This is a genomic window from Massilia aurea, assembly GCF_014200505.1.
Taxonomy (GTDB): Bacteria; Pseudomonadota; Gammaproteobacteria; order Burkholderiales; family Burkholderiaceae_D; genus Telluria; species Telluria aurea_B.
The window spans coordinates 545,510-568,380 of record NZ_JACHBX010000002.1 but is presented as its reverse complement, the minus strand read 5'-3'; the positions used below and the strand labels follow the sequence as shown (position 1 = coordinate 568,380).

The following is a 22,871-nucleotide window of genomic DNA, read 5'->3' as shown; positions in this document are numbered from 1 at the left end:
GAGGACTTCATGAGAGCGCTCCTGATCAGCCGGGACAGCCACCTGTACGCGGAACTGGCCGCCCAGGGCGCCGCGCGGGTGCCGCCCCTGCACCTGGGCGCGACCCGCGCCGGCCTGCGCGAGGCGCTCGACCGGCCCGATCCCGACGCGCCGCAACTCGTGATCGTCGATGCCAGCAACCTCGAACCGTCCGAAGCCAATCTGCTCGAGCGCCTGGGCCGGCAGTATCCGACAGCGCAACTGATGCTGCTGACCACCCAGCACCAGCCCGACCTGTTGATTACCGCGATGCGCGCCGGCGTGCGCGAGCTGCTGCAACTGCCGCTGGTGCACCGCGCCTTTCATGAGGCGATGGACCGCATCGCGAGCGCCACCGGCATCTCGACCATGCGCGACGGGAAGGTACTGGCCTTCATCGCGTGCAAGGGCGGCAGCGGCGCCACCTTCATTTCGACCAATTTCGGCTACGCGCTTGCCTCGCTGGCCGGCAAGAAGGTGCTGCTGATCGACCTGCATGGCCAGTTCGGCGACGCCGCCCTGTACGTGTCGGACCAGAAGCCGGCCATGACGATGTCGGACGTGTGCGCCCAGATCGCCCGCATCGACGGGCCGTTTCTCGAATCGTGCCTGGTGCACGTGACGCCGGGCTTCGGCGTGCTGGCGGCGGCCGACGATCCGTCCCACGAGCGGCAGGCCAAGCCCGAACACATCGACACCATCCTGCGCGTCGCGCGTCAGCATTATGACTACGTGCTGCTCGACGTCGGGCGCCAGATCGATGCGGTGTCGCTGCGCGCGCTGGACGTGACCGACACGATTTACCCGTTGCTGCAACTGGCGCTGCCCGATATCCGCGATGCGCGCCGCCTGCTCGACATCTTCCGCTCGCTCGGCTATGTGCTCGACAACATCCGCCTGATCGTCAACCGCTACGAAAAGGGCGGCAAGCTGCGCCTGCAGGACCTGCATGCGGCGCTGGGCTGCGAAGTGGTGCACACCTTCCCCAACGACTACATCGCGGTCACCGATTCGGTGAACCAGGGCGTGCCGGTGCTGCAGTTGTCGCGCTCGAGCGCCGCCGCGCGCAGCCTGGCCGATCTGGTCGAACTGGTGACCGCGCAGCGGGTCCACGAAAGCCGCGGCCTGCTGGGGCGCCTGTTCGGGCGCCAGGATCACGTCGACTGACTCGTTCCCCACGTTTGAACCACGCACCGGAGACATCGATGTCCCTTCGCGAACGCCTTGCGCTGCCCGACCCCGAGCGTCCGACCGGCGCCGAATCGCACGACGCCCCCAACCAGGCCTATCAGGAGCTCAAGAAGCTGATGCACCAGATGATCCTCGACCGGATCGATCTGGAGCGCCTGAAGCGCCTGACCGCCGAACAGTTCAAGCATGAGCTGGCGCTGCTGGTCCAGCGCATCATCGAAGACGAGCGCATCGTGCTGAACCAGCACGAGCGCCACCACCTGGTGCTCGACATCCAGCACGAGATGCTGGGCTTCGGCCCGCTCGAGCCGCTGCTGGCCGATCCGACGATTTCAGACATCCTGGTCAATACCGCCAGCAAGGTCTGGGTCGAGCGCCACGGCAAGCTCGAACTGACCGACGTCACCTTCCACGACAACGCCCACCTGATGAAGATCATCGAAAAGATCGTCTCGCGCGTGGGGCGCCGGGTCGATGAATCGAGCCCGATGGTCGATGCGCGCCTGCCGGACGGCTCGCGCGTGAACGCCATCATCCCGCCGCTGGCCGTCGACGGGCCAATCCTGTCGATCCGCCGCTTCGGCGGCAGCCCGCTGACGGTGCATAACCTGCTCGAGTACAAAAGCATGGCGCCGCCGATGATCCGGGTGATCGAAAGCCTGGGCACGGCCAAGGTCAACATCCTGATCTCGGGCGGGACCGGCAGCGGCAAGACCACCTTGCTCAACCTGATCTCGGGGTTCATCCCGGCCAGCGAACGGATCGTGACGATCGAGGATGCGGCCGAGCTGCAACTGCGCCAGCCGCACGTCGTGCGCCTGGAAACGCGCCCGCCGAATATCGAGGACAAGGGCGAAGTCACGCAGCGCGCGCTGGTGCGCAACGCGCTGCGCATGCGGCCCGACCGCATCATCCTGGGCGAGGTGCGCGGCGCCGAGGCGCTCGACATGCTGCAGGCGATGAACACGGGCCACGAAGGCTCGCTCGCCACGATCCACTCGAACACGCCGCGCGACGCGCTCTCGCGCCTGGAAAACATGGTCAGCATGGCCGCCGTGAACCTGACGCCGCGCGCGATCCGCCAGCAGATCGTCTCGGCGGTGACGGTGGTGCTGCAGGTCTCGCGCCTGACCGACGGCACGCGCAAACTGGTGAGCATGCAGGAGATCACCGGAATGGAAGGCGAGGTCATTTCGATGCAGGAAATCTTCCTGTTCGAACAGCGCGGCGTCGACCCGCAGGGCAGGGTGCTTGGCCACTTCAGTGCCACCGGTGTGCGGCCGCGTTTTGCCGACCGCCTCAAGCTGTTCGGGGTCCCGGTGCCGGACGACACGTTCGACCCCGACCGCGTGTTTGATTGAAGGAGCGGTCATGGACATCCTGTTCTACGGTTTCGTCGTGGTGCTGTTCGCCGCCGTCATCCTGGCGGTCGAAGGCTTCTACCTGTGGTGGATGAGTACCCGCGGCGCCGCGGCGCGCCGCATTGCACGCCGCCTGCAGGTCATGTCCGGCGGCGCGCAGACGCGCTCGGGCGAACGCATCTCGATCCTCAAGCAGCGCCCCTTCAGCCGCCGGCCTGCACTCGACCGGCTGCTGCACCGGGCAGCCCTGGCCCAGCGCATCGATGCGCTGCTGGTGCAGGCTGGCGCGCCCTGGACCGTCAGCCACTTCATTGGCGCCACCTTCGGCTGCGTGATCATGGTCCTGGTGGCGGGCAGCGTCTGGACGTTGCCGCTGCAGGCGCGCCTGCTGCTGTGCGTGGCCAGTCCTGGCCTGCCCTGGTGCCTGCTGCAGCGGATGCGCCGGCGGCGCCTGATCCGCATCGAGCACCAGCTGCCAGAGGCAGCGGACTTCATCGCACGCGCGCTGCGCGCCGGGCACTCGTTCATCAACGTGCTGCAGATCGTCGGCAATGAAATGCCCGAGCCGCTGGCAGGTGAATTTCGCATTGCGCGCGAAGAGATCAATTACGGCGTACCGATGAACGAAGCGCTGCACGGGCTGGCCGCGCGCATTCCGCTGACCGACCTGCGCTACCTGATGATCGCGGTGCTGATCCAGCGCGATTCGGGCGGCAACCTGGCCGAAATCCTCGGCAATATCAGCGGCATCATCCGCGCCCGCCTGAAACTCGTGGCGCAGGTGCGGGTGCTGTCGGCCGAAGGCCGCATGTCGGCCTGGATTCTGGGCTTGCTGCCATTTGGCGTGATGGGCGTGATGACGGTCAGCAGCCCGCATTACGTCAGTATGCTGTGGACCGACCCGAGCGGCCAGCGGCTGCTGTGGTACGGGCTGGGCATGATCATCTTTGGCGTGCTGTGGCTGCGCCGGACCATCCGCATCCGCATATGAGGCCGCGATGAATACCATGCAACTGTGGTTCTTGCTGATTGTCTTCATGGTCGTGTGCGCGCTGTGCTGGGTCGCGCTGGCCCTGTTCGCGCCGGTCGCGCTGCGCGAGCGCCTGCGCCGTCTTCTTGGCCAGCGCGCAGTGGCGGGCATGGGTGACGCGCCGCGCCTGCGCTGGATCGAGCGAGTCGCCAGCGTGGCCCGGCCGCTCACCCGGCTGTCGATCCCCGAAGAGGGCTGGGAAAAATCGACGCTGCGCACCCGCTTCATGAACGCCGGCTGGCGCAACCAGGCAGCGCCGACGCTGTACTTCGCGGCCAAGACCGCGCTGGCGCTGCTGGCGCCCGCCGTACTGGCGCCCGTGATGCTGTTGCGCGGCGATGTGTCGGGCCGCATGGTGCTGATGATCCTGCTGTGCGGCGCGGCGCTCGGCTACTACCTGCCCAACGCCGTGCTGGCGCGCCGCGTTAAACGGCGCCGGCGCGAGATCTTCGAGACCATTCCCGATGCCCTCGACCTGCTGACGGTGTGCGTCGAAGCGGGCCTGAGCCTGGAGCGCGCCCTGGTCAAGGTGGCCGCCGAAATCCATATCAAAAGCGTGGTGCTGGCGCAGGAGATGCAGATCGTGCTGATGGAAATGCGCGCCGGCTTCAGCAAGGAAAAGGCGCTGCGCAATTTCGCGCTGCGCTCTGGCGTCGAGGATGTCGATACCCTGGTGGCCATGCTGATCCAGTCCGAACGCTTCGGCACCAGCGTGGGCGACGCCCTGCGCGTGTATGCCGACAACCTGCGCCACAAGCGGCGCATGATCGCCGAAGAAACGGCTGCGCGCATTGGCCTGAAGCTGCTGTTCCCGCTGATCTTCTGTATTTTCCCGACGCTGATGATGGTCCTTCTGGGACCGGCGGCGATCCAGATTTCCCGTGCCATGAGCGCGCTGGCCAGCGCGCGCTGAACCCAAGGAGCCGCCATGCGCCCGACCATTCACCGTAGCGCCCGATTCACGCGGCTGGCATTGCTGTGCGCCGGCCTTGCGGCGTGCGCACCGCTGCAGACGCCAGGATCGCACGCTACCTCACACGACCTGAACGCAGCGCTACAAGCGGACGCCGGACCCGACGCCGCCCAGCGGTTCGTCACTCTGGGGAGCGCGTCTCTGCGCAGTGGCGATTACGACGCTGCCCGCGTGGCGCTGGAACGAGCCTGCCTGCTCGACCCGCTGGTCGCGCACTCGTGGGAGTTGCTTGGGGAAGCGCTGGCCGCGCTGGGACAGGAGGCCCGCGCGCGGCAGATGCTGCGCCAGGCGGCGTCGCTGCGCCAGTACGACTTGCGCGCTGACTTCGCTGCGACCGGTGGCCAGACGGGCGTCGCCGCGCTCGGCCAGGCCATGGCGGCATTGCAGCCCACCCCACAGCCCGGTTGGGCGCAGGCGCAGATCCACGTCGGCGCGGACGGCATGATGGAACTGCGCCGCATACCGGCCAGCGCGCCTGTCCTGCAGTCTGCCGTGCAGCCGCTTCCACTGCCACCGGCCGTGGCGCGTCTCGAGATCAGCAATGGCAATGGCGTGACCGGGATGGCGCGCGCACTGGCACGCCAGATCGACGCACCGAGCCTGCGCGTCACGCGCCTGTCGAACCAGCCCGGCTTTGCGGTGCGCCACACGCGCATCGAATACGATGCAGCGCACGTCGATGCGGCCCGGCGCCTGGCGCAGCGCGTGGGCAGCGTGCACCTGCAGGAAGTCGACCACCGCGCACCCGCCAACCTGCGCCTGGTGCTGGGCCGCGACCTGGCGCCGCGCGGCGCCATGCTGCGCCTGGATGCGAAGAAGGCAGAGTCACTGGCGCTGCGCTGAACCGGTCACGGCGCCGGTGCTGCATCCTTGCGATACACGCGCACATAATCGACCAGCATCCGGCGCGGGAACGCAGTCGTGCTGTCCGGGTAACCGGGCCAGTAACCGCCGACAGCGAGGTTCAGCAGCACGAAGAACGGGTGCTCGAATACCCAGTCGCCCTTTACGAGCGCCGGCGTGGCGGTGTGGTAGTGCACGCCGTCGCGGTACCAGCGGATGGCCTGCGGTTCCCACTCGACGGCAAACACGTGGAAGTCGTCGCCGTAGTCGGCGCCGTCCAGCGCGATCGGTTTGCTGAACGCGTGCTCGCCCGAATAGCCCGGCCCGTGCAGCGTGCCATAGACATTGCGCGGCTCCTTGCCGATGATTTCCATGATGTCGATCTCGCCGCTGCGCGGCCAGCCCACCTTGCCGATATCGGCGCCCAGCATCCAGAATGCCGGCCAGATGCCCTGGCCCTTCGGCACCTTGATGCGCGCCTCGAAGCGCCCGTACTGCGTCTCTTTCAGACCAGCTGTCTTGAGCCGCGCCGACGTGTAATCCTTGCCTTCGTAGCGCTCCTTGCGCGCCTCGATGATCAAGTGGCCGTCCTCCACGCGCACGTTTTCTGGGCGCGCCGTGTAGAACTGCATCTCGTTGTTGCCCCAGCCATGGCCGCCCGTCTCCAGCGTCCAGATCGTGCGATCGAGCGCTGCGCCGCTGAATTCATCGCTCCAGGCCAGCGTCCAGCCGGGCAGGCGCGCCTGCGCTTGTGTAACTTGCTGCCTGACATGCTGCATGATGTTGATAAACGTGTCGGTCCAGACCACGTCACGGTGCGCCGCAAGGTAGCGCACCAGTTCTTCATGCGCCTGCGACGACACGCTCAGATGGTCGCCCCCGATGCCGTGGAAGGTGAAGGCAACCATGGTGCCGCGTGCGACGGCTTGCTCCACCAGCGCGATCAGTTCCGCGCCGCTGGCACCCACCGGGCCGACCGAGGCAACCTGATACGGATCGACCGCCGCCATCGATGCCGGCACGCCTGGGCCATTGCCCGCCTTGATCGCAACGAATGCCGGGCGCAGTGCGGGCAGGTAGTCGCCGTCCAGCGCCTGCACGTCGCCGCAGGGCGCCGTGTAGGTGCGTTCGCGCCGGCCATCGATCGCTTCGAGCATCGTGTTGGCCAGCAGGACCTGGTCGACCATCTGCGCGCGGCTGGTTGTTGCGAGGTCGCGGTGCGCAGCGACCCAGCCGCGGTCCGGGCCCTTGCCCGAACACTGGTGGAACAGGCTGTGGTTGCCCAGTTCATGACCGCGGGCAGCGGCGGCGCGCCACGCCGGCAGGCGCGCCGCCACCGGCGGGCTCGATAGCTGTAGATAGAAGGTGCCCTTGATGCCGTAGCGGTCCAGCGCCGGCAGCGCGTTGTCGAGTTGCGAGTCGAGCGCATCGTCGTAGGCGAGGCTGACCGCAGTACGCGCACCGCCGGGCCAGGCGAATGCCGGCGCCGGCGCAGCAGCATGCACGGCGCCGCTGAGAGCGACACAGACAGCGGCGAGGAGGGTGCTGCGGGGGATGCTGCGCGTGAGGCGGGCCAGAAAATGGTGCATGCATGCTCCAGTTTGGAAACGTTACCAAAACGTCAAGCCGACTATAGCGTGCCAAGAAGATCCCGTCAATGCGGGCGGCGCGTCCACCAACCACCCCTGCTGAAGACAGGCGGCAGTGCTGCGCGCACCAAAGTGTTGCAAAACTACGTCACACCGGTTGACGAGGTAACGGAATATTCCGTTGACAATTTATTTTCATAACTCTAAGATTCAGATCACTGCATGGAAACGTTTCCATGTGACGGACAAATTCCCTTCGATGCCCGATTGGCGCAACCCGCCAAGGAGCCGAGGACACATGACACAGTGCAGCGCGCACCCGGCGATTCACGTAGCGAGGCCATCGGCACCAGCCGATCGGTCTCGCTGCACCACATGGTGGCGCGCCGCCGGGCAAGGAGGCGCCCGGGTTTGAAAGGCAGTACCCGGGGCAGCGGCGACGCATCCGGATGGCGGAGACACCGTGTCTGAGCACGGTCATATTTATAAAAACAGGAGAAGACATGTACTACCCAAAGGCTAAACAGACCTTGATCAGTCTGGCAGTTGCCAGCGCATGCGCGGCGTTCATGCCGGCGTTTGCCCAGGAAGCGGCCAGCATGCCGCCAGCCGAAACCGCGACCAGCGCCCCTGACCAGGCGGTCGACGCGGCCAGCAATCCCACCGCATCGATCACCGGCCCCGCGCAAAACGGCACGCAGACCGTCGTCGTGACCGGCCTGCGCGCCAGTCTCGAATCGTCGATGAACCTCAAGCGCAATGCGCAGGGCTTCGTGGACGGCATCGTCGCTGAAGACATCGGCAAATTCCCCGACACGAACCTGGCCGAATCGCTGCAGCGCATCTCGGGCGTGTCGATCGACCGCGAAATCGGCGAAGGCTCGAAGATCACCGTGCGTGGCGTCGGCCCCGACTTCAACCTGGTGCTGCTCAATGGCCGCCAGATGCCGGTATCGAACCTGGGCGACCGCAATGGCCGCGCCTTCGACTTCGCCAACATCGCTTCCGAAGCGATTTCGCAGCTGCAGGTCTACAAATCGAGCCGCGCCGAGACCCCGACCGGCGGCGTCGGCGCGACCATCAACGTGATCACCGCGCGCCCGCTGTCGCGCCCCGGCATGCAGGCCAGCATCGGCATCAAGGGCGTGCACGACACGTCGGCCACCAACCTGCCGGACGGTCTCCAGCACGGCAACAAGGTCACGCCGGAAGTCTCGGGCATCTACTCGAACACCTCGGCCGACGGCCGCTTCGGCATCGGCCTGTCGGCCAGCTACCAGGAACGTAACCTGGGCTACAACCGCGCGTCGGTGGCCAATGGCTGGAAGGGCCCGTTCCGCGGCGACCAGGCAACCTATGGCGCGATCCCGCTGCCAGGCCAGCCAGGCTCGGAGCTGATCACCAACCGCCCAGGTCCGACCGATCTGTACCAGACCCCGCAGAACCTGAACTACAACCTGAGCGGCGTGCAGCGCGAGCGCACCAACGGCCAGGTGGTGTTCCAGTTCGCACCGAACAAGTCGATCACCAGCACCCTCGACTACACCTATTCGGAAAACAAGATTCACACCCGCCGCAACGACATGTCGGCGTGGTTCAACTTTGGCCCGTCGTCGAGCAGCTGGACCGACGGCCCGATCGCCGGCCCACTGACCTACACCGAATTCATCCCGGCCGGTAACAGCGATATCGCGATGGGCGTGTCGGACTTTGCGACCCGCAGCGAAAACAAATCGCTGGGCTTCAACACCGTCTGGCGCGTCACGCCCGAGCTGCGCTTCGAGCTCGATGCCCACAGCTCGTCGGCCGAGTCGACCCCGGACAGCCCATGGGGTTCGAGCAACGTGATCGGCACCGCGAGCTTCAGCCGCGGCAACACCACCGCCGACTTCTCGCAGGACTTCCCGGTGCTGAGCATCCAGGGCGCCGACTACGCGCGCGCCCCGCAGCAGGTGACCGGCTCGGTGTTCGAGAACGGCTACATGAAGACCGAAGTCGACCAGATCCAGACGCACGGCAGCTGGAAAGTGCTGGAAGCATCCGAGGTCAAGTTCGGCCTGGGCGCGACCAAGGTCGATTACCGCTCGGCGTTCTCGGTGCAGCAGCGCGACACCTGGGGCGGCGCCACGCAGGCATCCGACTACCCGGCCAGCCTGTTCACGGTCGACAGCCTGGGCAAGTACTTCGACCAGGTCAACGGCAGCAACAATCCGGCCCTGTTCGACCGCTTCCACACCTTCAACTTCAGCCAGATCCGCGACATCGTGGCGCAGGCATCCGGCCTGCCGCAGCTGTACGTGCCGAAGACCACCTACGATACCGACCGCCGCACCGAAGAAAAATCGAAGAGCCTGTACCTGCAGTTCAACACCGAGTGGAACACGCGCTACCCGATCAACACCTCGCTCGGCGTGCGTTACGAGAAAACGGACGTCAGCTCCACCGCGCTGGTGCCGACCCCGATCGCAATCAGCTGGGTCTCGCAGAACGAGCTGCCAGTAGTGTTCGGCCAGTCCGGCTTCACGACGCTGAAAGGCGACTACAGCCACGTGCTGCCAAGCTTTGACGCCGACATCGCGCTGCGCGACGACATCAAGGGCCGCTTCAGCTATGGTCACACCATCGGCCGGCCACGCTACGACCAGATCGCCGGCGGCCAGGTGCTCGACACGCTGGCGCGCGTCGAAGGCGGCACCGGTTCGCAGGGCAATCCGGCGCTGGAGCCGGTCAAGTCGAAGAACTTCGACCTGGCGCTCGAGTGGTACTACGGCCGTCAGAGCTTCATCTCGGTCAACCACTTCCGCAAGCAGCTCGAGAACTACGCCGGCCAGTCGCAGATCATCGCCCAGCCGTTCGGCGTGCGCACGCCAGTGGGGGGCGCCTACTGGAATGCGGCGCTGGGCAGCTGCACGACGGCAGACACCACCTGCATCCGCAACTACATCTTCCGTAACTTCAACGGCCAGCCGGGTGTGGTCGCGGGGCCGAACAACGCGTCGGGCGATGCCACCGGCACCATCACGGCCATCGGCACCGATCCGGTCGCGAACTTCCGCATCACGTCGTACTCGAACCAGAAGAAGGCGAACATCCGCGGCCTGGAATTCAACCTCCAGCACATGTTCGGCAACAGCGGCTTCGGCGTGCAGGCTAACTACACCTACGTCAATTCGGGCCTGAAGTACGACAACGGCAGCGTGGGCGAGCAGTTCGCACTGGTCGGCCTGGGCGACTCGGCCAACCTGGTGGGTATCTTCGAGAACGACAAGTGGAACGTGCGCGCGGCCTACAACTGGCGCGACGAGTTCCTGTCGTCGACGTTCGACGGCTCGGGCCCGAACCCGAACTACGTCGAAGCATACGGCCAGCTCGATCTGAGTGTGGGCTACAACGTCAACAAGAACCTGTCAGTCTCGTTCGAGGGCATCAACCTGACCGACGAGATCCAGCGCACGCACGGCCGCACCAAGCAGCAGGTGCTGTTCGTGACGCAATCGGGTCCGCGTTACATGCTCGCAGCGCGCTACAAATTCTGATCGCGCAGCATCTGGCCGGCGCCGGTATTCGGGAGTAGACTTCCCGCACACCGGCCCTGCAACCGCAGCGGCGGGTCGGCATCAGCCGGCCCGCCGTTGTCGTTTCATCGCGTGATTCCCATAACGTCAACGAGACATCCATGCCCAATATCGCCCTGCTGAACAATATCGAACACAAGGACCTGCGCATCATCGCCGGCCACCGCCCTGGCCTGGGCAGCGAAGTCGCGTGGGTGCCGACCTTCGCCGACGAATTCCGCTCGCTGCAGGGGATCTACCCGATCATCTTCCGCCAGCTCGAAGACGGCGCGAACTTCGAAGCGATCGCGCTGCTGGGCTTTACCGAAGACGAAAACCTGTTCCTGCAAGACGGCCGCTGGGATGCGCCGCTCGTGCCGTGGATGCACGAGCGCCAGCCGTTCTACATCGGCCGCAATGGCGACGAGCTGATGATCCAGGTCGACCTCGACCACCCGCGCGTGAGCACGACCGACGGCGAGCCGGTGTTCAAGCCGCATGGCGGCAACACCGAATACCTGGAAAAGGTCAGCACCATGCTGTCGAACATCCACAACGGCGTACAGGCCAATATCGGTTTTCTCGAAGCGCTCAAGCGCCATGATCTGCTCGATGCGTTCGTGCTCGACATGGAATTCGACAACGGCGCGCAGAACCGCCTGGGGGGCTTTTTCACGATCCACGAAGAACGCCTGGGCGCGCTCGAGGCAAGCGCCATCGCCGAACTGCACGCGGCCGGCTACCTAGCACCGATCTACTTCGCACTGGCCTCGCTGTCGAACTTCCGCAATCTGATCGACCGCAAGAATCACCGCGATGCCGCCGGCCGCTAACGCCATCCGCGAGATCGCCGGTGTGACGCCGGCCGATCTCGATGCAACGATCCTGGCCTCGACCGAGCCGCTGCTGCTGCGCGGCCTGGTGGCCCACTGGCCGGTGGTCGCCGCAGGGCGCCAGTCGCCGCAGGCAGCGCTCGATTACCTGCGCCGCTGGTGCGGCGACGCCACCGTCAATGCGATGCTCGGCCCGCCCGACATCAAGGGCCGCTTCTTCTACAACGCCGCGCTTGACGGCTTCAATTTCCAGTCGCTGCGCGTGCGGCTCGATGCCGTGCTCGATGAACTGGCAAAACACCTGGCCACGCCGGCGCCGCCTGCGATCTACGTCGGCTCGACCACGATCGACGGCGCGCTGCCGGGCTTCAGGCACGAGAACGATGTCGACCTCGGTCCGCGCGACCCGCTGGCGTCGATCTGGATCGGCAACCGCACCCGCATCGCTGCCCACTACGACGTGCCGGACAACCTGGCCTGTATCGCGGCCGGGCGGCGCCGCTTCACGCTGTTCCCGCCGGGGCAGCAGCACAATCTGTACATCGGCCCGATCGACCTGACGCCCGCCGGCCAGCCCATCAGCCTGGTCGATTTCGCACAGCCCGATCTCGCACGTTTTCCCCGCTTTGCCGACGCACTCGCGCAGGCGCAGAGCGCCGAACTGGGGCCGGGCGACGCGCTGTTCATCCCCAGCATGTGGTGGCACCACGTCGAGGCGCTGGACGATGTCAATGTGCTGGTCAATTACTGGTGGCGCCAGTCGCCAGACTGGATGGACACGCCCAACAACGCGCTGATGCACGCCCTGATGACAGTGCGCGACCTGCCACCGGCGCAGCGCGCGGCCTGGGCCGAACTCTTCCGGCACTACGTGTTCGAGGCCAATGGCGAGACGGCGGCGCATATCCCGCCAGGCGCGCGCGGCCTGCTCGCCCCGATGAACGACAACGTCTCGCGCATGGTGCGCGCACAACTGCTCAAGCGCTTGAACCGGTAACGTCCAACGCATGCAAAAGATGTCCGCTTCATCAACGTCATCCTCGTAGGGTGGACGGGTGTCCCGTCCACGCGTCCAGCGAACCTCGACGTAACGTGAAACGAGTGTGCATCTGAACGCGTGGACGGCGTAGCCGTCCACCCTACGGTAGGGTTCACCGCACCCAAAAAAATGCCCGCATCATGTGCGGGCATTTTCGTTGATGACGGCGACGTTTATTCCGTCACCACCTTCTGCTTGTGCAGATCGGCGTACTTGACGCCGTAGTACAGGATGAACAGGTAGCAGGCTGCCGGCACCAGGAACGAGATCTGCAGGCCGATGCTGTCGGCCAGGATGCCCTGGATGAACGGGACGATCGCGCCACCGACGATGGCCATGCACAGGATGCCCGAACCCTGGCCCGTGAACTTGCCCAGGCCGTGCAGCGCCATGCTGAAGATGGTCGGGAACATGATCGAGTTGCACAGGCCTACGGCGATGATCGCCCACATCGCCAGGCTGCCATCGGTGAAGATCGCGGTGAGCACCAGCGCCATCGAACCGAGTGCGGTCACGGCCAGCGACTTGCCCGGGCTGACGTAGCGCATCACCGCAAAGCCGATAAAGCGGCCCACCAGCGCGCCGCCCCAGTACAGGCTGACGTAGCGGGCCGCGTCGGCATGCGACAGCCCGGCAATGTGCGGCTCGCCGATGAAGTTGATCAGGAAGCTGCCGATACTGACTTCAGCGCCCACATACAGGAAGATGCCCAGCGCGCCGAGCACCAGGTGGCGGTAGGCCATCGCGCCACCCTTGCCGTCGACGGCGGCGGTGGTGGTGTCCTGGAATTCGATCTTCGGCAGGCGCGCCAGTGCGAACAGCACGGCCAGCAGCGCGAGCGCCGCGGCCAGGCCCAGGTACGGGCCCTGCACGGCAGCCGCTTCGGCCGCGCGGTGCGCGATCCGATCGGCTTCCGGCAGCAGCGCCAGCTGGTCGGCCGACAGCGCCACCGTCGACAGGATCAACAAGCCTCCCAGCGTTGGCGCCACCGTGGTGCCGAGCGAATTGAAGGCTTGCGTGAGCGTCAGGCGGCTGGCGGCGGTGCGCGCAGGGCCAAGGACGGTGACGTACGGGTTGGCCGCGACCTGCAGGATCGTGATCCCGCTGGCCAGCACGAACAGCGCGAACAGGAACAGGCCGTAGCCGCCGTTCGACGCCGGATAGAACAGTGCGCAGCCGGTGGCCGCGACCAGCAGGCCGGCGACGGCGCCGTTCTGGTAACCGAGGCGGCGAATCAGCGCGCCGGCCGGCAGCGAGACGACGACGTAGGCACCGAAGAAGCACAGCTGCACCAGCATCGCCTGCATATAGGTGAGGGTGTAGATCGATTTCAGGTGCGGGATCAGGACGTCGTTGAGTGACGTGATCAGGCCCCACATGAAGAACAGGATGGTGACGATGAACAGCGCCCCGGTATGCGTATTGCGTTCGCCGTCCGTCGCTGCACTGGCCACGGTTGGGGTCTGGATGGGATTCTGCATGGTCTCTCCGTTATTGGTGCAGACAAAAAATTTGATCCGACAGCATAGCCGAAACGCCGCGCAAGGCGGGATATTGTTCAGTAATCAAGTAGGTCGGGATGCGCGCGAGATAATCGCCCAGGCGGCCCTTGTCTTCGAAGCGCGCGCGAAACGCCGATTGCTCGAACAGCACGCCCAGGCGCGGCACGATGCCGCCGCCGATATACATGCCGCCGGTCGCCCCGAGCGTGAGCGCGACATTGCCAGCCACGCTGCCAAGGATCGCGCAGAACACCCGCACCGAGCCCTGGCACTCAAGGCACGAACCATCGAGGGCCGCCGTGGTGATGTCGGCCGCCTTCAGGCGCCGGCTGGTGCGCGCCCAGTGGATCAGCTCCAGTCCCATGCCGGACAGCAGGCGCTCGGCCGAGACGTGGCCATACTCGCTCCACAGGGCTTCGAGGATCGCCACCTCGTCCCGGTTGACCGGGGCGAAGCTCACGTGGCCCCCTTCGCCCGACAGCGCAATCCAGCGCCCGCCGGCTGGCACCACGCCCGAAACACCCAGGCCCGTGCCCGGGCCGATCAGACCGATCGTCCGGTTGGGCAGCTCGATGCCGCCGCCGATGCGCTGGCGTCCGGATGGCGGCAGGTGCGGCAGAGCCATCGCCAGCGCCGCGAAGTCGTTGACCATCAACAGCGTGGTCAAGCCCAGTTCCTGCCGCAGCGCCTCGATCGAAAAGGCCCAGTGGTGATTGGTCATCCGGATCTCGTCGCCCTCGACCGGATTGGCAATCGCCAGCGCCGCATGGCGCACGCTGTCGACTGCCATCCCGCGCGCGCGGGCGCCGTCGAGGTAGGCGCGGATCGCGTCGCCCAGCGTCAGGTAACTGGCGCCGGTCAGCACTTCGACATCATCGAAGCCGCCAGCCGGATCGGACTGCAGCGCGAAGCGCGCATTGGTGCCGCCGATGTCGGCCAGCAGGCGCAGGCCGTGCGTCACCTCTAACGTCATTTCAGGTCCTCGCAGCGTACGGCATCGGCCTCTTTCGCAGCGCCACCGGCGATCTCAATGTTCGCGAAGGCCGCGGTGAACGGGCCGTCGCTGGTCACGCTGAACGGCGTATCGACCTTGGTCAGGTCCAGCCCCTTGGCCTGGAAGCAGGCGAGTGGGATCGAGACCGTGTGCTTGCCGCCGTCGGCCAGGCGCTTGAACAGGCTCGTGGCATCGAGCGCCGTGTCGTTCGCGCCCTGGCGCATCGCGAGCATCACCTTGCCGGTGGGCGCCTTGGCGACCATGGTGTCAAAGCGCAGCGCGCCATCCTTCGCCGCCGCTGCCGGCACGACCATGGCGCGCGCACCGCGTGCTTCCAGCATGGCTGGCCCGGTCCAGGCGCCCATCTTGGCATCCTGCTGGGTGTTGACCTGCGCGGTCGTCACGACAATGCCCGGCAGCGTGAAGCTCGCATTCAGGTCGGCGCCCAGCACCGTGGTTTGCCCGCCGCTGCGGATCGCCAGCGGGAAGCTGGTGCGGTCGGCCTGGCTGAACACAGGGAAGGTATTGCCAGCGCTGCAGCCGCCTTGCGGAATCGTTTCATCGAGCTTGCCGAGCTTGGAGCGCGTGCCTGCCTTCAGGCCGTAGCCGTAGGCGAACAGCGGTGCGTACTCCTTGTCGCCGACGTTGAGCTTGACCTGGCAGGCCGAATTCGGCCACGAGAATGGCAGCGTGCCGCGGAAGTCGTAGCGCTTGCCGCCTGCGATCAACAGGTCCGACACGCCCTTGCCCTCGGAACCCGGCAGCCAGGCCGAGATGAAGGTGTCCGACAGATTCAGCAGGTCGTTGCCGTACACCGGCCGGCCCGTGACCATCACGGTAATCACGGGTTTGCCCTTGCCGGCCACCGCCTGCAGCACGGCCAGGTCTTCCGGATAGCGGCTGCTGTGGCGCAGCGTGCCGGATGGGTGGATGTCGCCATCGCCTTCCGCATACGGGCGCTCGCCGATCACGGCAATGACGGCATCAAATTGCGTCACATCGACGTCTTTCGCATCGATGCTGAAGCGGACATTGTCGCTGCCGGCCGCATCGCGAATACCGGTCAGGATCGTGTCGGCGTTCTTGAAATCGGCATTCGTGGTGGCGGTGCCCTGCCACGTGATCGACCAGCCGCCGCTCTGGTTCGACAGCTCGTCGGCGCTCTTGCCCACGACGAGGATTTTCTGGCCACGCTTTAAGGGCAGGGCCGGGCCTTCGTTCTTGAGCAGCACGAGCGACTCGCGCACGGCCTGGCGCGCCAGCGCGCGTGCCTGCATCGCATCGTCCTTGCCGGCATACGCATTCTGGGCCGGGCTCTTGTCGAACAGGCCGGCGCGCAGCTTGACGCGGATGATGCGGGTCACGGCGTCGTCGATGCGCGCCATCGGGATCTCGCCCGACTCGACCTGTTTGATCGTGTTGGCGATGAAGGCCTTCCAGTCGTCCGGCACCATGAACATGTCATTGCCGGCGTTGACCGCCTGGGCGCAGCTGTCGTTGCGGCAGCCTTTCACTTCGCCGATCCCGTTCCAGTCGGTGACGACAAAGCCATCGAAGCCCATCTTGTTCTTGAGGATGTCGGTGAGCGCCACTTTGCTGCCATGCAGCTTGCCATGCTCGACGCCGGCCGCCGTATCGGTCCAGCTGTTAAACGACGACATCACGGTCTGCGCGCCCGCGGTCAGTGCCGGGACGTAGCCGGCGCCATGGATGTTGATCAGGTCAACGGCGCTGGCCTCGGTCACGCCGCGGTCCTTGCCGTTCTTCGTGCCACCGTCGCCGATGAAGTGCTTGGCCGTCGCAATGGTGTTGGCATCATCCTTGAACGCGCCCTGCATGCCTTTGACGTATTCGCCCGCGTAGCTGCGCACGACTTCCGGATGCTCGGCGTAGCTTTCATAGGTGCGGCCCCAGCGATCGTCGCGCACGACGGCCAGCGTCGGGCCGAACACCCAGGCAATGCCGGTCGCGCGCACGGCCTTCGCGGTGGCCGCGCCAATCTCGCGCATCAGCTTTGGGTTACGCGCCGCGCCCAGCCCGATATTGTGCGGGAACAGCGTGGCCCCCGGCACGTTGTTGTGGCCATGGACCGCGTCGGTGCCCCACACGACCGGCACCTTGATCGCCATGTCGGTCTTCATCGATGCGTCGTGGTACGCCTGCGCCAGTGCCAGCCATTCCTTCGCGCTCGCTGCCTTGTTCCCGTTCGGCCAGCTGCCGCCGCCATTGAGCACCGAGCCAAGGTAGTACTTGGTCACGTCCGCCGGCGTGGCCGTCTTGATCTCGGGCTGCGTCATCTGGCCGATCTTCTGGGCCAGCGTCATCTTGCTGACGATCTCCTGGACGCGCTTCTCGAGCGCGGCGTCCTTCTTGATCGCGCTGGTCACGCGCGGCCAGTCGGCCAGATTGGTGTCGACCGGGGCGGCATGCGCGAAGGCAGGCAAGGCAAGGGCGATCGCAAGGGCGAGCAGGGAAGGGCGAAGCGTGGCTGTCATGGTTTGTCTCGTTCGTTGTCGTTATAGGGATTCATGCATTGGAATTCATGCCTGACGCAGGAACGCGCCGTACCATTTGCCGCTGCTCTTGAGGCGGCGTTGCTGCGTAGCGTAATCGATGTGCACGAGGCCGAAGCGCTTCAGATAACCTTCGGCCCACTCGAAGTTGTCGAGCAGGCTCCAGGCGAAGTAGCCTTTCACCGGCGCGCCGCCGTCGATCGCGGCCTTGAGCGAGGCCAGGTGGCGCATCAGGTAATGGCGGCGCTGCTCATCGTCGATCTCGCCGTCGGCGCCCACCACGTCGTCAAAGGCCGAACCGTTTTCGGTCACGTACATCGGGCCCGGGTGATAGTCGTTCTCGATGCGCAGCAGGAGTTCGGCCAGGCCTTCGGGCACCACGGGCCAGCCCATCGCGGTGATCTCGCCTTCGGTGGGCGGCAGCACCTTGGTCTCCAGCGGCGCGTGGCCGGCGGCATGCGCGACGGTTTCGGGGAAGTAGTAATTCACGCCCATGAAATCGGTCTTGACCGCGATGGCGTCCATGTCGCCCGGCGCGACGTCGGGCGCGGCAGCGCCGACCTGCGCGAGCGTGGCTTCAGGATAGCCACGGCCGAACAGCGGGTCGAGGAACCAGCGGTAGCGCAGGCCGTCGTGGCGCTCTTTGGCCGCAATGTCCTCGGCGCTGTCGCTCGCCGCGCGCAGTGGGTGCAGGCTGACGGCCATGCCGACCTGCGCATCCGGCACATTCGCGCGGATCAGCGGTACTGCCTTGCCGTGCGAGACGAGCACATTGTGCGCGACCTGCAGCGCGGCCTTCAGGTCGGTTTTTCCGGGCGCATGCCAGCCTTCGAAGTTGCCGATGATCGCCGTGCACCATGGCTCGTTGTGCGTGATCCAGTGCTTGACGCGGTCGCCCAGCGTGCGCGTCATGGCGTCGGTGTAGGCAAGGAAAGCATCGATCGTCGCCCGGTCTTCCCAGCCGCCCGCATCCTGCAGTGTTTGCGGCAAGTCCCAGTGGTACAGCGTGGCCCATGGCTGCAGGCCCCGTTCGAGCATGCCGTCGACCAGGCGCGAATAGAAATCCAGGCCCTTCTGGTTCGGTGCGCCCCCGCCTTCGCTAAAGATGCGCGGCCAGGCGATCGAGAAGCGGTAGGCGTTCAGGCCCATGCCGCGCGCGATGTCGAAGTCTTCCGGCCAGCGGTGGTAATGGTCGCACGCGACCAGGCCGTTGGAGCCGTCGCGGATGGTGCCGGGCGTGGCGGCGAAGCGGTCCCAGATCGATTCCACGCGGCCGTCGTCGCGGCCGGCGCCTTCGATCTGGTAGGACGATGTGGCGCAGCCCCACAAAAAATCGCGGGCAAAATCGCTGCGCTGCGGCGCTTGTGGCTCGGGGCGGTTGGCAGTGGTCATGGGTTTCGCTCTATCTGGTCAATAAGGTCTGAATGAAAATTTTCGGGAAAACATCCAAGTCATTTGGAAAGCTTTCCAGTTCGTGTCCAAAAAAATGGCCGCGCGCGGCCGGTGCTGGCTGGGCCAGCGATATCATGTTTTCTTGCCCTCGTGTTTGGCCTTGGCTTTGGGTTTGGCCTTGCTGCCTGCGGCCCTGGCCAGCGATGCGCGCATCGTCACGCTGACGGGGAACGTACGCGCCACCGGGCGGCCCAGGTCATAGCAGCGATTGAGCAGGGCGTTGATGCCGGCCAGCGTCATCTCGCGCCATGGCATGTGCACCGACGTCAGGCGCGGCGCCGCGAATTCGGCGCTGGGCGTGTCGTCGTAGCCGATCACCGACAGGTCGCGCGGCACGCTGATGCCGGCTTCCTGGAAGTACGACAGCGCGCCCACCGCCATCTCGTCGTTGGCGCAGAACAGCGCCGTGCACGGCGTCTTCGATTCGACCAGCGCCTTGGCTGCCAGCCAGCCGCCCTGCGGCGAAAAATCACTTTCGGCGATCCAGACCTTGTCGGTATCGAGGCCTTCGGCCAGCAGTTCGTGCATGAAGCCATCGACACGCGCCACGTTGTCGACCAGTGCATTCGGGCCGGCGATGACGGCGATGTCGCGGTGGCCATGGTCGAGCAGCGCGCGCGCCGCGAGGCGGCCGCCCAGCGCATGGTCGACCGTGAAGCACTGGCCGGGCAGGTCGGCGAAATCGTGGTTGAGCGAGACGATCGTGCGGCGCTTGGCGCCCAGCGCGGCGATGTCGTCATCGGTCAGCGCGCTGGTCATCATGATCAGGCCATCGCAGCCGCGCTCGATCAAGAATTCGATGCCTTCGATGGCCTGGTTGCGCGCGTCGCCCAGGCCCACGCCGAAGGCCACCACCATGTGCAGGCCGGCGGCGCGCAGTTCGGTATCGATGATCTGCAGGATCGGCGTGTAGAAGGTGCCTGACAATACCGGGATATAGACGCCGACCATCCGGCTGGTGCCGGACAGCAGGGCGCGCGCCGCGTGCGACGGGCGAAAACCCAGTTCGTCGATCGCCTTGCGCACGCGCTCGAGCGTGGCGGGCGAGACCGAGCCTTTGCCGCTGACCACGCGCGAGGCGGTGCCGAGACCGACGCCGGCCAGCCGCGCTACGTCCTTGATTGTCGCCACGTGCGATTCCTGTTCGATGAGTGGATCAAAATAACCGCCAAGCATACTGTATTCATCTGACTATGGCATCCCTGATTGCAGGCGATTGCCGCTGGACTGCTCGAACAATGACACCCTGTCCGCATCGATCGCGAAACGCACCGACTGGCCGGCTGCCAGCGGCCGCGCATCGTGCACGATGGCGGACAATGCCTGGCCGGCGCAGTCGAGCCACACCACCTGGTGATTGCCCATCGGCTCGACCAGCGTGACGCTGGCCTGCAGGGGGCTATGCTCGTCGATCCGGAGATGTTCTGGACGCGCGGCCAGCGTCACGGCGCCCGCCGCGACGGGGCGCGCCAGCTGCAGCGTGACCGCGCCGGCGCTGAAGCGCCCGGCCGCATCGATGCTGCCGTCAATAAAATTCATCGACGGCGAACCGAGAAAGCCCGCCACGAAGCGGTTTGCCGGCGTCTCGTACACCTCCGCCGGGGTACCGATCTGCTGTATGCGACCACCCTGCATCACGACGATGCGCGTGGCCAGCGTCATTGCCTCGGCCTGGTCGTGCGTCACGTAGATCATCGTCGAACCCAGGCGCTGGTGCAGCAGCTTGAGTTCGCGCCGCAGTTCGGCGCGCAGCTTGGCGTCCAGGTTCGACAGCGGCTCGTCGAACAGGTAAACGCCCGCTTCGCGCACCAGCGCGCGCCCGATCGCGACGCGCTGGCGCTGGCCACCGGAGAGCTGCGCCGGCTTGCGATCGAGCAGGGCGCCCAGCTGCAGCATCTCGGCCGTGTGGCGCACGCGGCGCGTCACTTCGGCCTTAGGCGTGCCGGCGATGCGCAGGCCGAACGACATGTTCTTCTCGACCGTCATCGTCGGATACAGCGCGTACGACTGGAACACCATGCCGATCCCGCGCTCGCTTGGATCGGCGTGGCTCATGTCGCGCCCGCCGATTTCGATGGCGCCGCCCGAGACATCGATCAGGCCCGCAATGCTGTGCAGGAGCGTGGACTTGCCGCAGCCCGATGGGCCGAGCAGCACGAGAAATTCACCCGGCGCGATCTCCAGATCGAGGTCGCGGATGATCTCGTTGTTGCCGCGGGTGATGCACAGTTTGCGCAGATGGACATTCGACATGAGGGTCAGCCTTTCACGGCGCCGGCGGCGATACCGCGCACGAACCAGCGTCCGGAGATGAAGTAGATCACCAGCGGCACGGCGGCCGTCAGGATGGTGGCGGCCATGTTCACGTTGTACATGCGGGTGCCGGTGGTGGTGTTGATCACGTTATTGAGCTGCACCGTCATCGGCAGGTTCTCGCGGCCAGCGAACACCAGGCCCAGGATGTAATCGTTCCAGACACCCGTGACCTGCATGATCGCAGCGACCACGATGATCGGCAACGACATCGGCAGCATCACCTGCAAGAAGATGCGCCAGAAACCGCCGCCATCGATGCGCGCGGCCTGGAACAACTCGTGCGGCACCGACGCATAGTAATTGCGGAACAGCAGTGTCATGAGCGGCATGCCGAAGATGACGTGCACGACGACGATTGCCGGCAGCGAGCCGAAGACGCCGGCATGCGCCATCATCCACACCAGCGGATAAATCATGACCTGCACCGGAATGAAGGCGCCGGCCAGCAGCACGCCAAACAGCAGGTTCGCGCCACGCGGGCGCCAGAACGACAGCGCATAACCGTTGATCGCGCCCAGCAGGATCGGGATCACGGTGCTGGGTACGGCGATCGCCACCGAATTCCAGAAGCCCTGGCTGACCGCGCCCCAGGCTGCACGCCACGGGTCCAGCGTGGCTACGCCGGGCAGGGCGAATACATTGCCCATCCTGATCTCGGCCATCGGCTTGAACGACGTGATGACCATGACGTACAGCGGCAGCAAAAAGAACAGCGCGGCGCTCAGCAAAAAAGCGTAGATGCCGATGCGGGCCGGCGAGAGGCGCGCTGTCATGCGTGCCCGCCGTTCAAGCGCGCGCGTCGGCTGCGCGCATACGCATACGGTGCGAGCAGGGCCAGCACCGGCACCAGCAGCGTCACGGCGCCGGCCGATGCCAGGCCGATGTTCGAGCGCAGGAACAAGTGGTCCATGATGAACTTGGCCGGCACTTCGCTGGCGATGCCGGGCCCGCCCTGCGTCATTGCGACCACGGCGTCGAACAGCTTGACGACGGCGGTCGAGAGCAGCAGGAATACGGTCGCCACGGTGGGGCCGAGCATCGGCAGCACGATCTGCAGGTACACGCGCCAGGCCGGAATGCCATCCAGGCGCGCAGCCTTGTAAATCTCGGGATCGATACCGCGCAGGCCGGCCAGCATCAGCGCCATGACCAGCCCCGAAGCCTGCCATACGGTGGCGATGACGACGGTGTAGATCACCAGGTCCTGGTGCACGATCCAGTCGAACGAAAAACCGGGAAAGCCCAGCTGGCGCACGGCGCCTTCGATGCCGCTGCCGGGCGCCAGCAGCCATTGCCACACGAGGCCTGTGGCGATGAACGACATCGCATACGGATACAGGAACACCGTGCGCAGCAGGCCTTCACCCTTGACGTTCTGGTCGATGAACACGGCCAGCAAAAAACCGATGACCATGCAGGCGACGATGAATACCGCGCCGTAGATGGCCAGGTTATGGAGCGACAGCAGCCAGCGCTCGTTGTCGAACAGGCGCACGTACTGCGCCACGCCGATGAATTTATCGGACGGGAAGGTGCGCGACGCGGTGAACGACGTACGCAGGGTCCAAAGCGCGCCGCCGACGTAAGCCAGCAGCACCGTCAGCGCCATTGGCAGCAGGGCGATATGGGGACTGAGGTGCCGGGAGAGTCGGGATGCGTGCAT

General features: G+C 65.8%; 17 protein-coding genes. 8 read left to right on the top strand and 9 right to left on the bottom strand.

What is annotated here, in order from left to right; all coding sequences use genetic code 11:
* Nucleotides 1-9 precede the first annotated feature (9 nt).
* Genes HD842_RS11890 through HD842_RS11870 form a run of 5 tightly spaced genes read left to right on the top strand, consistent with a single transcriptional unit; the run spans nucleotide 10 to nucleotide 5,416 of the window.
* A complete protein-coding gene (locus HD842_RS11890; protein ID WP_183554645.1) occupies nucleotides 10-1,185 on the top strand; it encodes an AAA family ATPase in 1,176 nt (391 codons plus the stop codon).
* A gap of 38 nt (nucleotides 1,186-1,223) precedes the next feature.
* On the top strand, nucleotides 1,224-2,570 hold the full coding sequence (locus tag HD842_RS11885) for a CpaF family protein (protein WP_183554643.1): 1,347 nt from the start codon (nucleotides 1,224-1,226) through the stop codon (nucleotides 2,568-2,570).
* 10 nt (nucleotides 2,571-2,580) lie between these two features.
* Nucleotides 2,581-3,561, top strand: coding sequence for a type II secretion system F family protein (locus tag HD842_RS11880; RefSeq protein ID WP_183554641.1), 981 nt, complete (start codon nucleotides 2,581-2,583; stop codon nucleotides 3,559-3,561).
* Nucleotides 3,562-3,568: 7 nt separating this feature from the next.
* On the top strand, nucleotides 3,569-4,513 hold the full coding sequence (locus HD842_RS11875; RefSeq protein WP_183554639.1) for a type II secretion system F family protein: 945 nt from the start codon (nucleotides 3,569-3,571) through the stop codon (nucleotides 4,511-4,513).
* A gap of 15 nt (nucleotides 4,514-4,528) precedes the next feature.
* Nucleotides 4,529-5,416, top strand: coding sequence for a LytR C-terminal domain-containing protein (locus HD842_RS11870; protein ID WP_183554637.1), 888 nt, complete (start codon nucleotides 4,529-4,531; stop codon nucleotides 5,414-5,416).
* Between the two features lie 5 nt (nucleotides 5,417-5,421).
* Here HD842_RS11870 and HD842_RS24090 read toward each other — a convergent pair whose 3' ends face one another.
* Nucleotides 5,422-7,005, bottom strand: coding sequence for a family 16 glycosylhydrolase (locus HD842_RS24090; protein WP_229424728.1), 1,584 nt, complete (start codon nucleotides 7,003-7,005; stop codon nucleotides 5,422-5,424).
* Nucleotides 7,006-7,508: 503 nt separating this feature from the next.
* Between HD842_RS24090 and HD842_RS11855 the strand changes: the two genes are divergently transcribed.
* The 3 genes from HD842_RS11855 to HD842_RS11845 all read left to right on the top strand — a co-directional run bounded on the left by HD842_RS11855 (nucleotide 7,509) and on the right by HD842_RS11845 (nucleotide 12,389).
* The gene (locus HD842_RS11855; protein WP_221290473.1) at nucleotides 7,509-10,541 is read left to right on the top strand and encodes a TonB-dependent receptor; all 3,033 of its coding nucleotides are present in this window, start codon (nucleotides 7,509-7,511) and stop codon (nucleotides 10,539-10,541) included.
* A gap of 140 nt (nucleotides 10,542-10,681) precedes the next feature.
* Nucleotides 10,682-11,392, top strand: coding sequence for a SapC family protein (locus HD842_RS11850; protein WP_183554635.1), 711 nt, complete (start codon nucleotides 10,682-10,684; stop codon nucleotides 11,390-11,392).
* Nucleotides 11,376-12,389, top strand: coding sequence for a cupin-like domain-containing protein (locus HD842_RS11845; RefSeq protein WP_183554633.1), 1,014 nt, complete (start codon nucleotides 11,376-11,378; stop codon nucleotides 12,387-12,389). Before HD842_RS11850 ends, HD842_RS11845 begins: the two co-directional genes overlap by 17 nt.
* 215 nt (nucleotides 12,390-12,604) lie before the next feature.
* On the opposite strand, the gene HD842_RS11840 is transcribed toward HD842_RS11845, so the two are convergent.
* The 8 genes from HD842_RS11840 to HD842_RS11805 all read right to left on the bottom strand — a co-directional run bounded on the left by HD842_RS11840 (nucleotide 12,605) and on the right by HD842_RS11805 (nucleotide 22,871).
* A complete protein-coding gene (locus HD842_RS11840; protein ID WP_183554631.1) occupies nucleotides 12,605-13,912 on the bottom strand; it encodes a sugar MFS transporter in 1,308 nt (435 codons plus the stop codon).
* A 10-nt stretch (nucleotides 13,913-13,922) separates the two neighbouring features.
* Nucleotides 13,923-14,906 (bottom strand): glucokinase, encoded by a 984-nt coding sequence (locus tag HD842_RS11835; RefSeq protein WP_183554629.1) that lies wholly within the window; start codon nucleotides 14,904-14,906, stop codon nucleotides 13,923-13,925.
* Nucleotides 14,903-17,422 (bottom strand): glycoside hydrolase family 3 protein, encoded by a 2,520-nt coding sequence (locus tag HD842_RS11830; RefSeq protein ID WP_183554627.1) that lies wholly within the window; start codon nucleotides 17,420-17,422, stop codon nucleotides 14,903-14,905. The genes HD842_RS11835 and HD842_RS11830 overlap by 4 nt, the downstream gene beginning before the upstream one ends.
* Nucleotides 17,423-17,467: 45 nt before the next feature.
* The gene (locus HD842_RS11825) at nucleotides 17,468-18,832 is read right to left on the bottom strand and encodes a GH1 family beta-glucosidase (RefSeq protein ID WP_183554625.1); all 1,365 of its coding nucleotides are present in this window, start codon (nucleotides 18,830-18,832) and stop codon (nucleotides 17,468-17,470) included.
* A 132-nt stretch (nucleotides 18,833-18,964) separates the two neighbouring features.
* A complete protein-coding gene (locus HD842_RS11820; RefSeq protein WP_183554623.1) occupies nucleotides 18,965-20,023 on the bottom strand; it encodes a LacI family DNA-binding transcriptional regulator in 1,059 nt (352 codons plus the stop codon).
* Between the two features lie 60 nt (nucleotides 20,024-20,083).
* Nucleotides 20,084-21,145: an ABC transporter ATP-binding protein gene (locus tag HD842_RS11815; protein ID WP_183554621.1), complete on the bottom strand. Its 1,062-nt coding sequence runs from the start codon at nucleotides 21,143-21,145 to the stop codon at nucleotides 20,084-20,086.
* 5 nt (nucleotides 21,146-21,150) lie between these two features.
* Nucleotides 21,151-21,981: a carbohydrate ABC transporter permease gene (locus HD842_RS11810; RefSeq protein WP_183554619.1), complete on the bottom strand. Its 831-nt coding sequence runs from the start codon at nucleotides 21,979-21,981 to the stop codon at nucleotides 21,151-21,153.
* Nucleotides 21,978-22,871: a carbohydrate ABC transporter permease gene (locus HD842_RS11805; RefSeq protein WP_183554617.1), complete on the bottom strand. Its 894-nt coding sequence runs from the start codon at nucleotides 22,869-22,871 to the stop codon at nucleotides 21,978-21,980. Before HD842_RS11805 ends, HD842_RS11810 begins: the two co-directional genes overlap by 4 nt.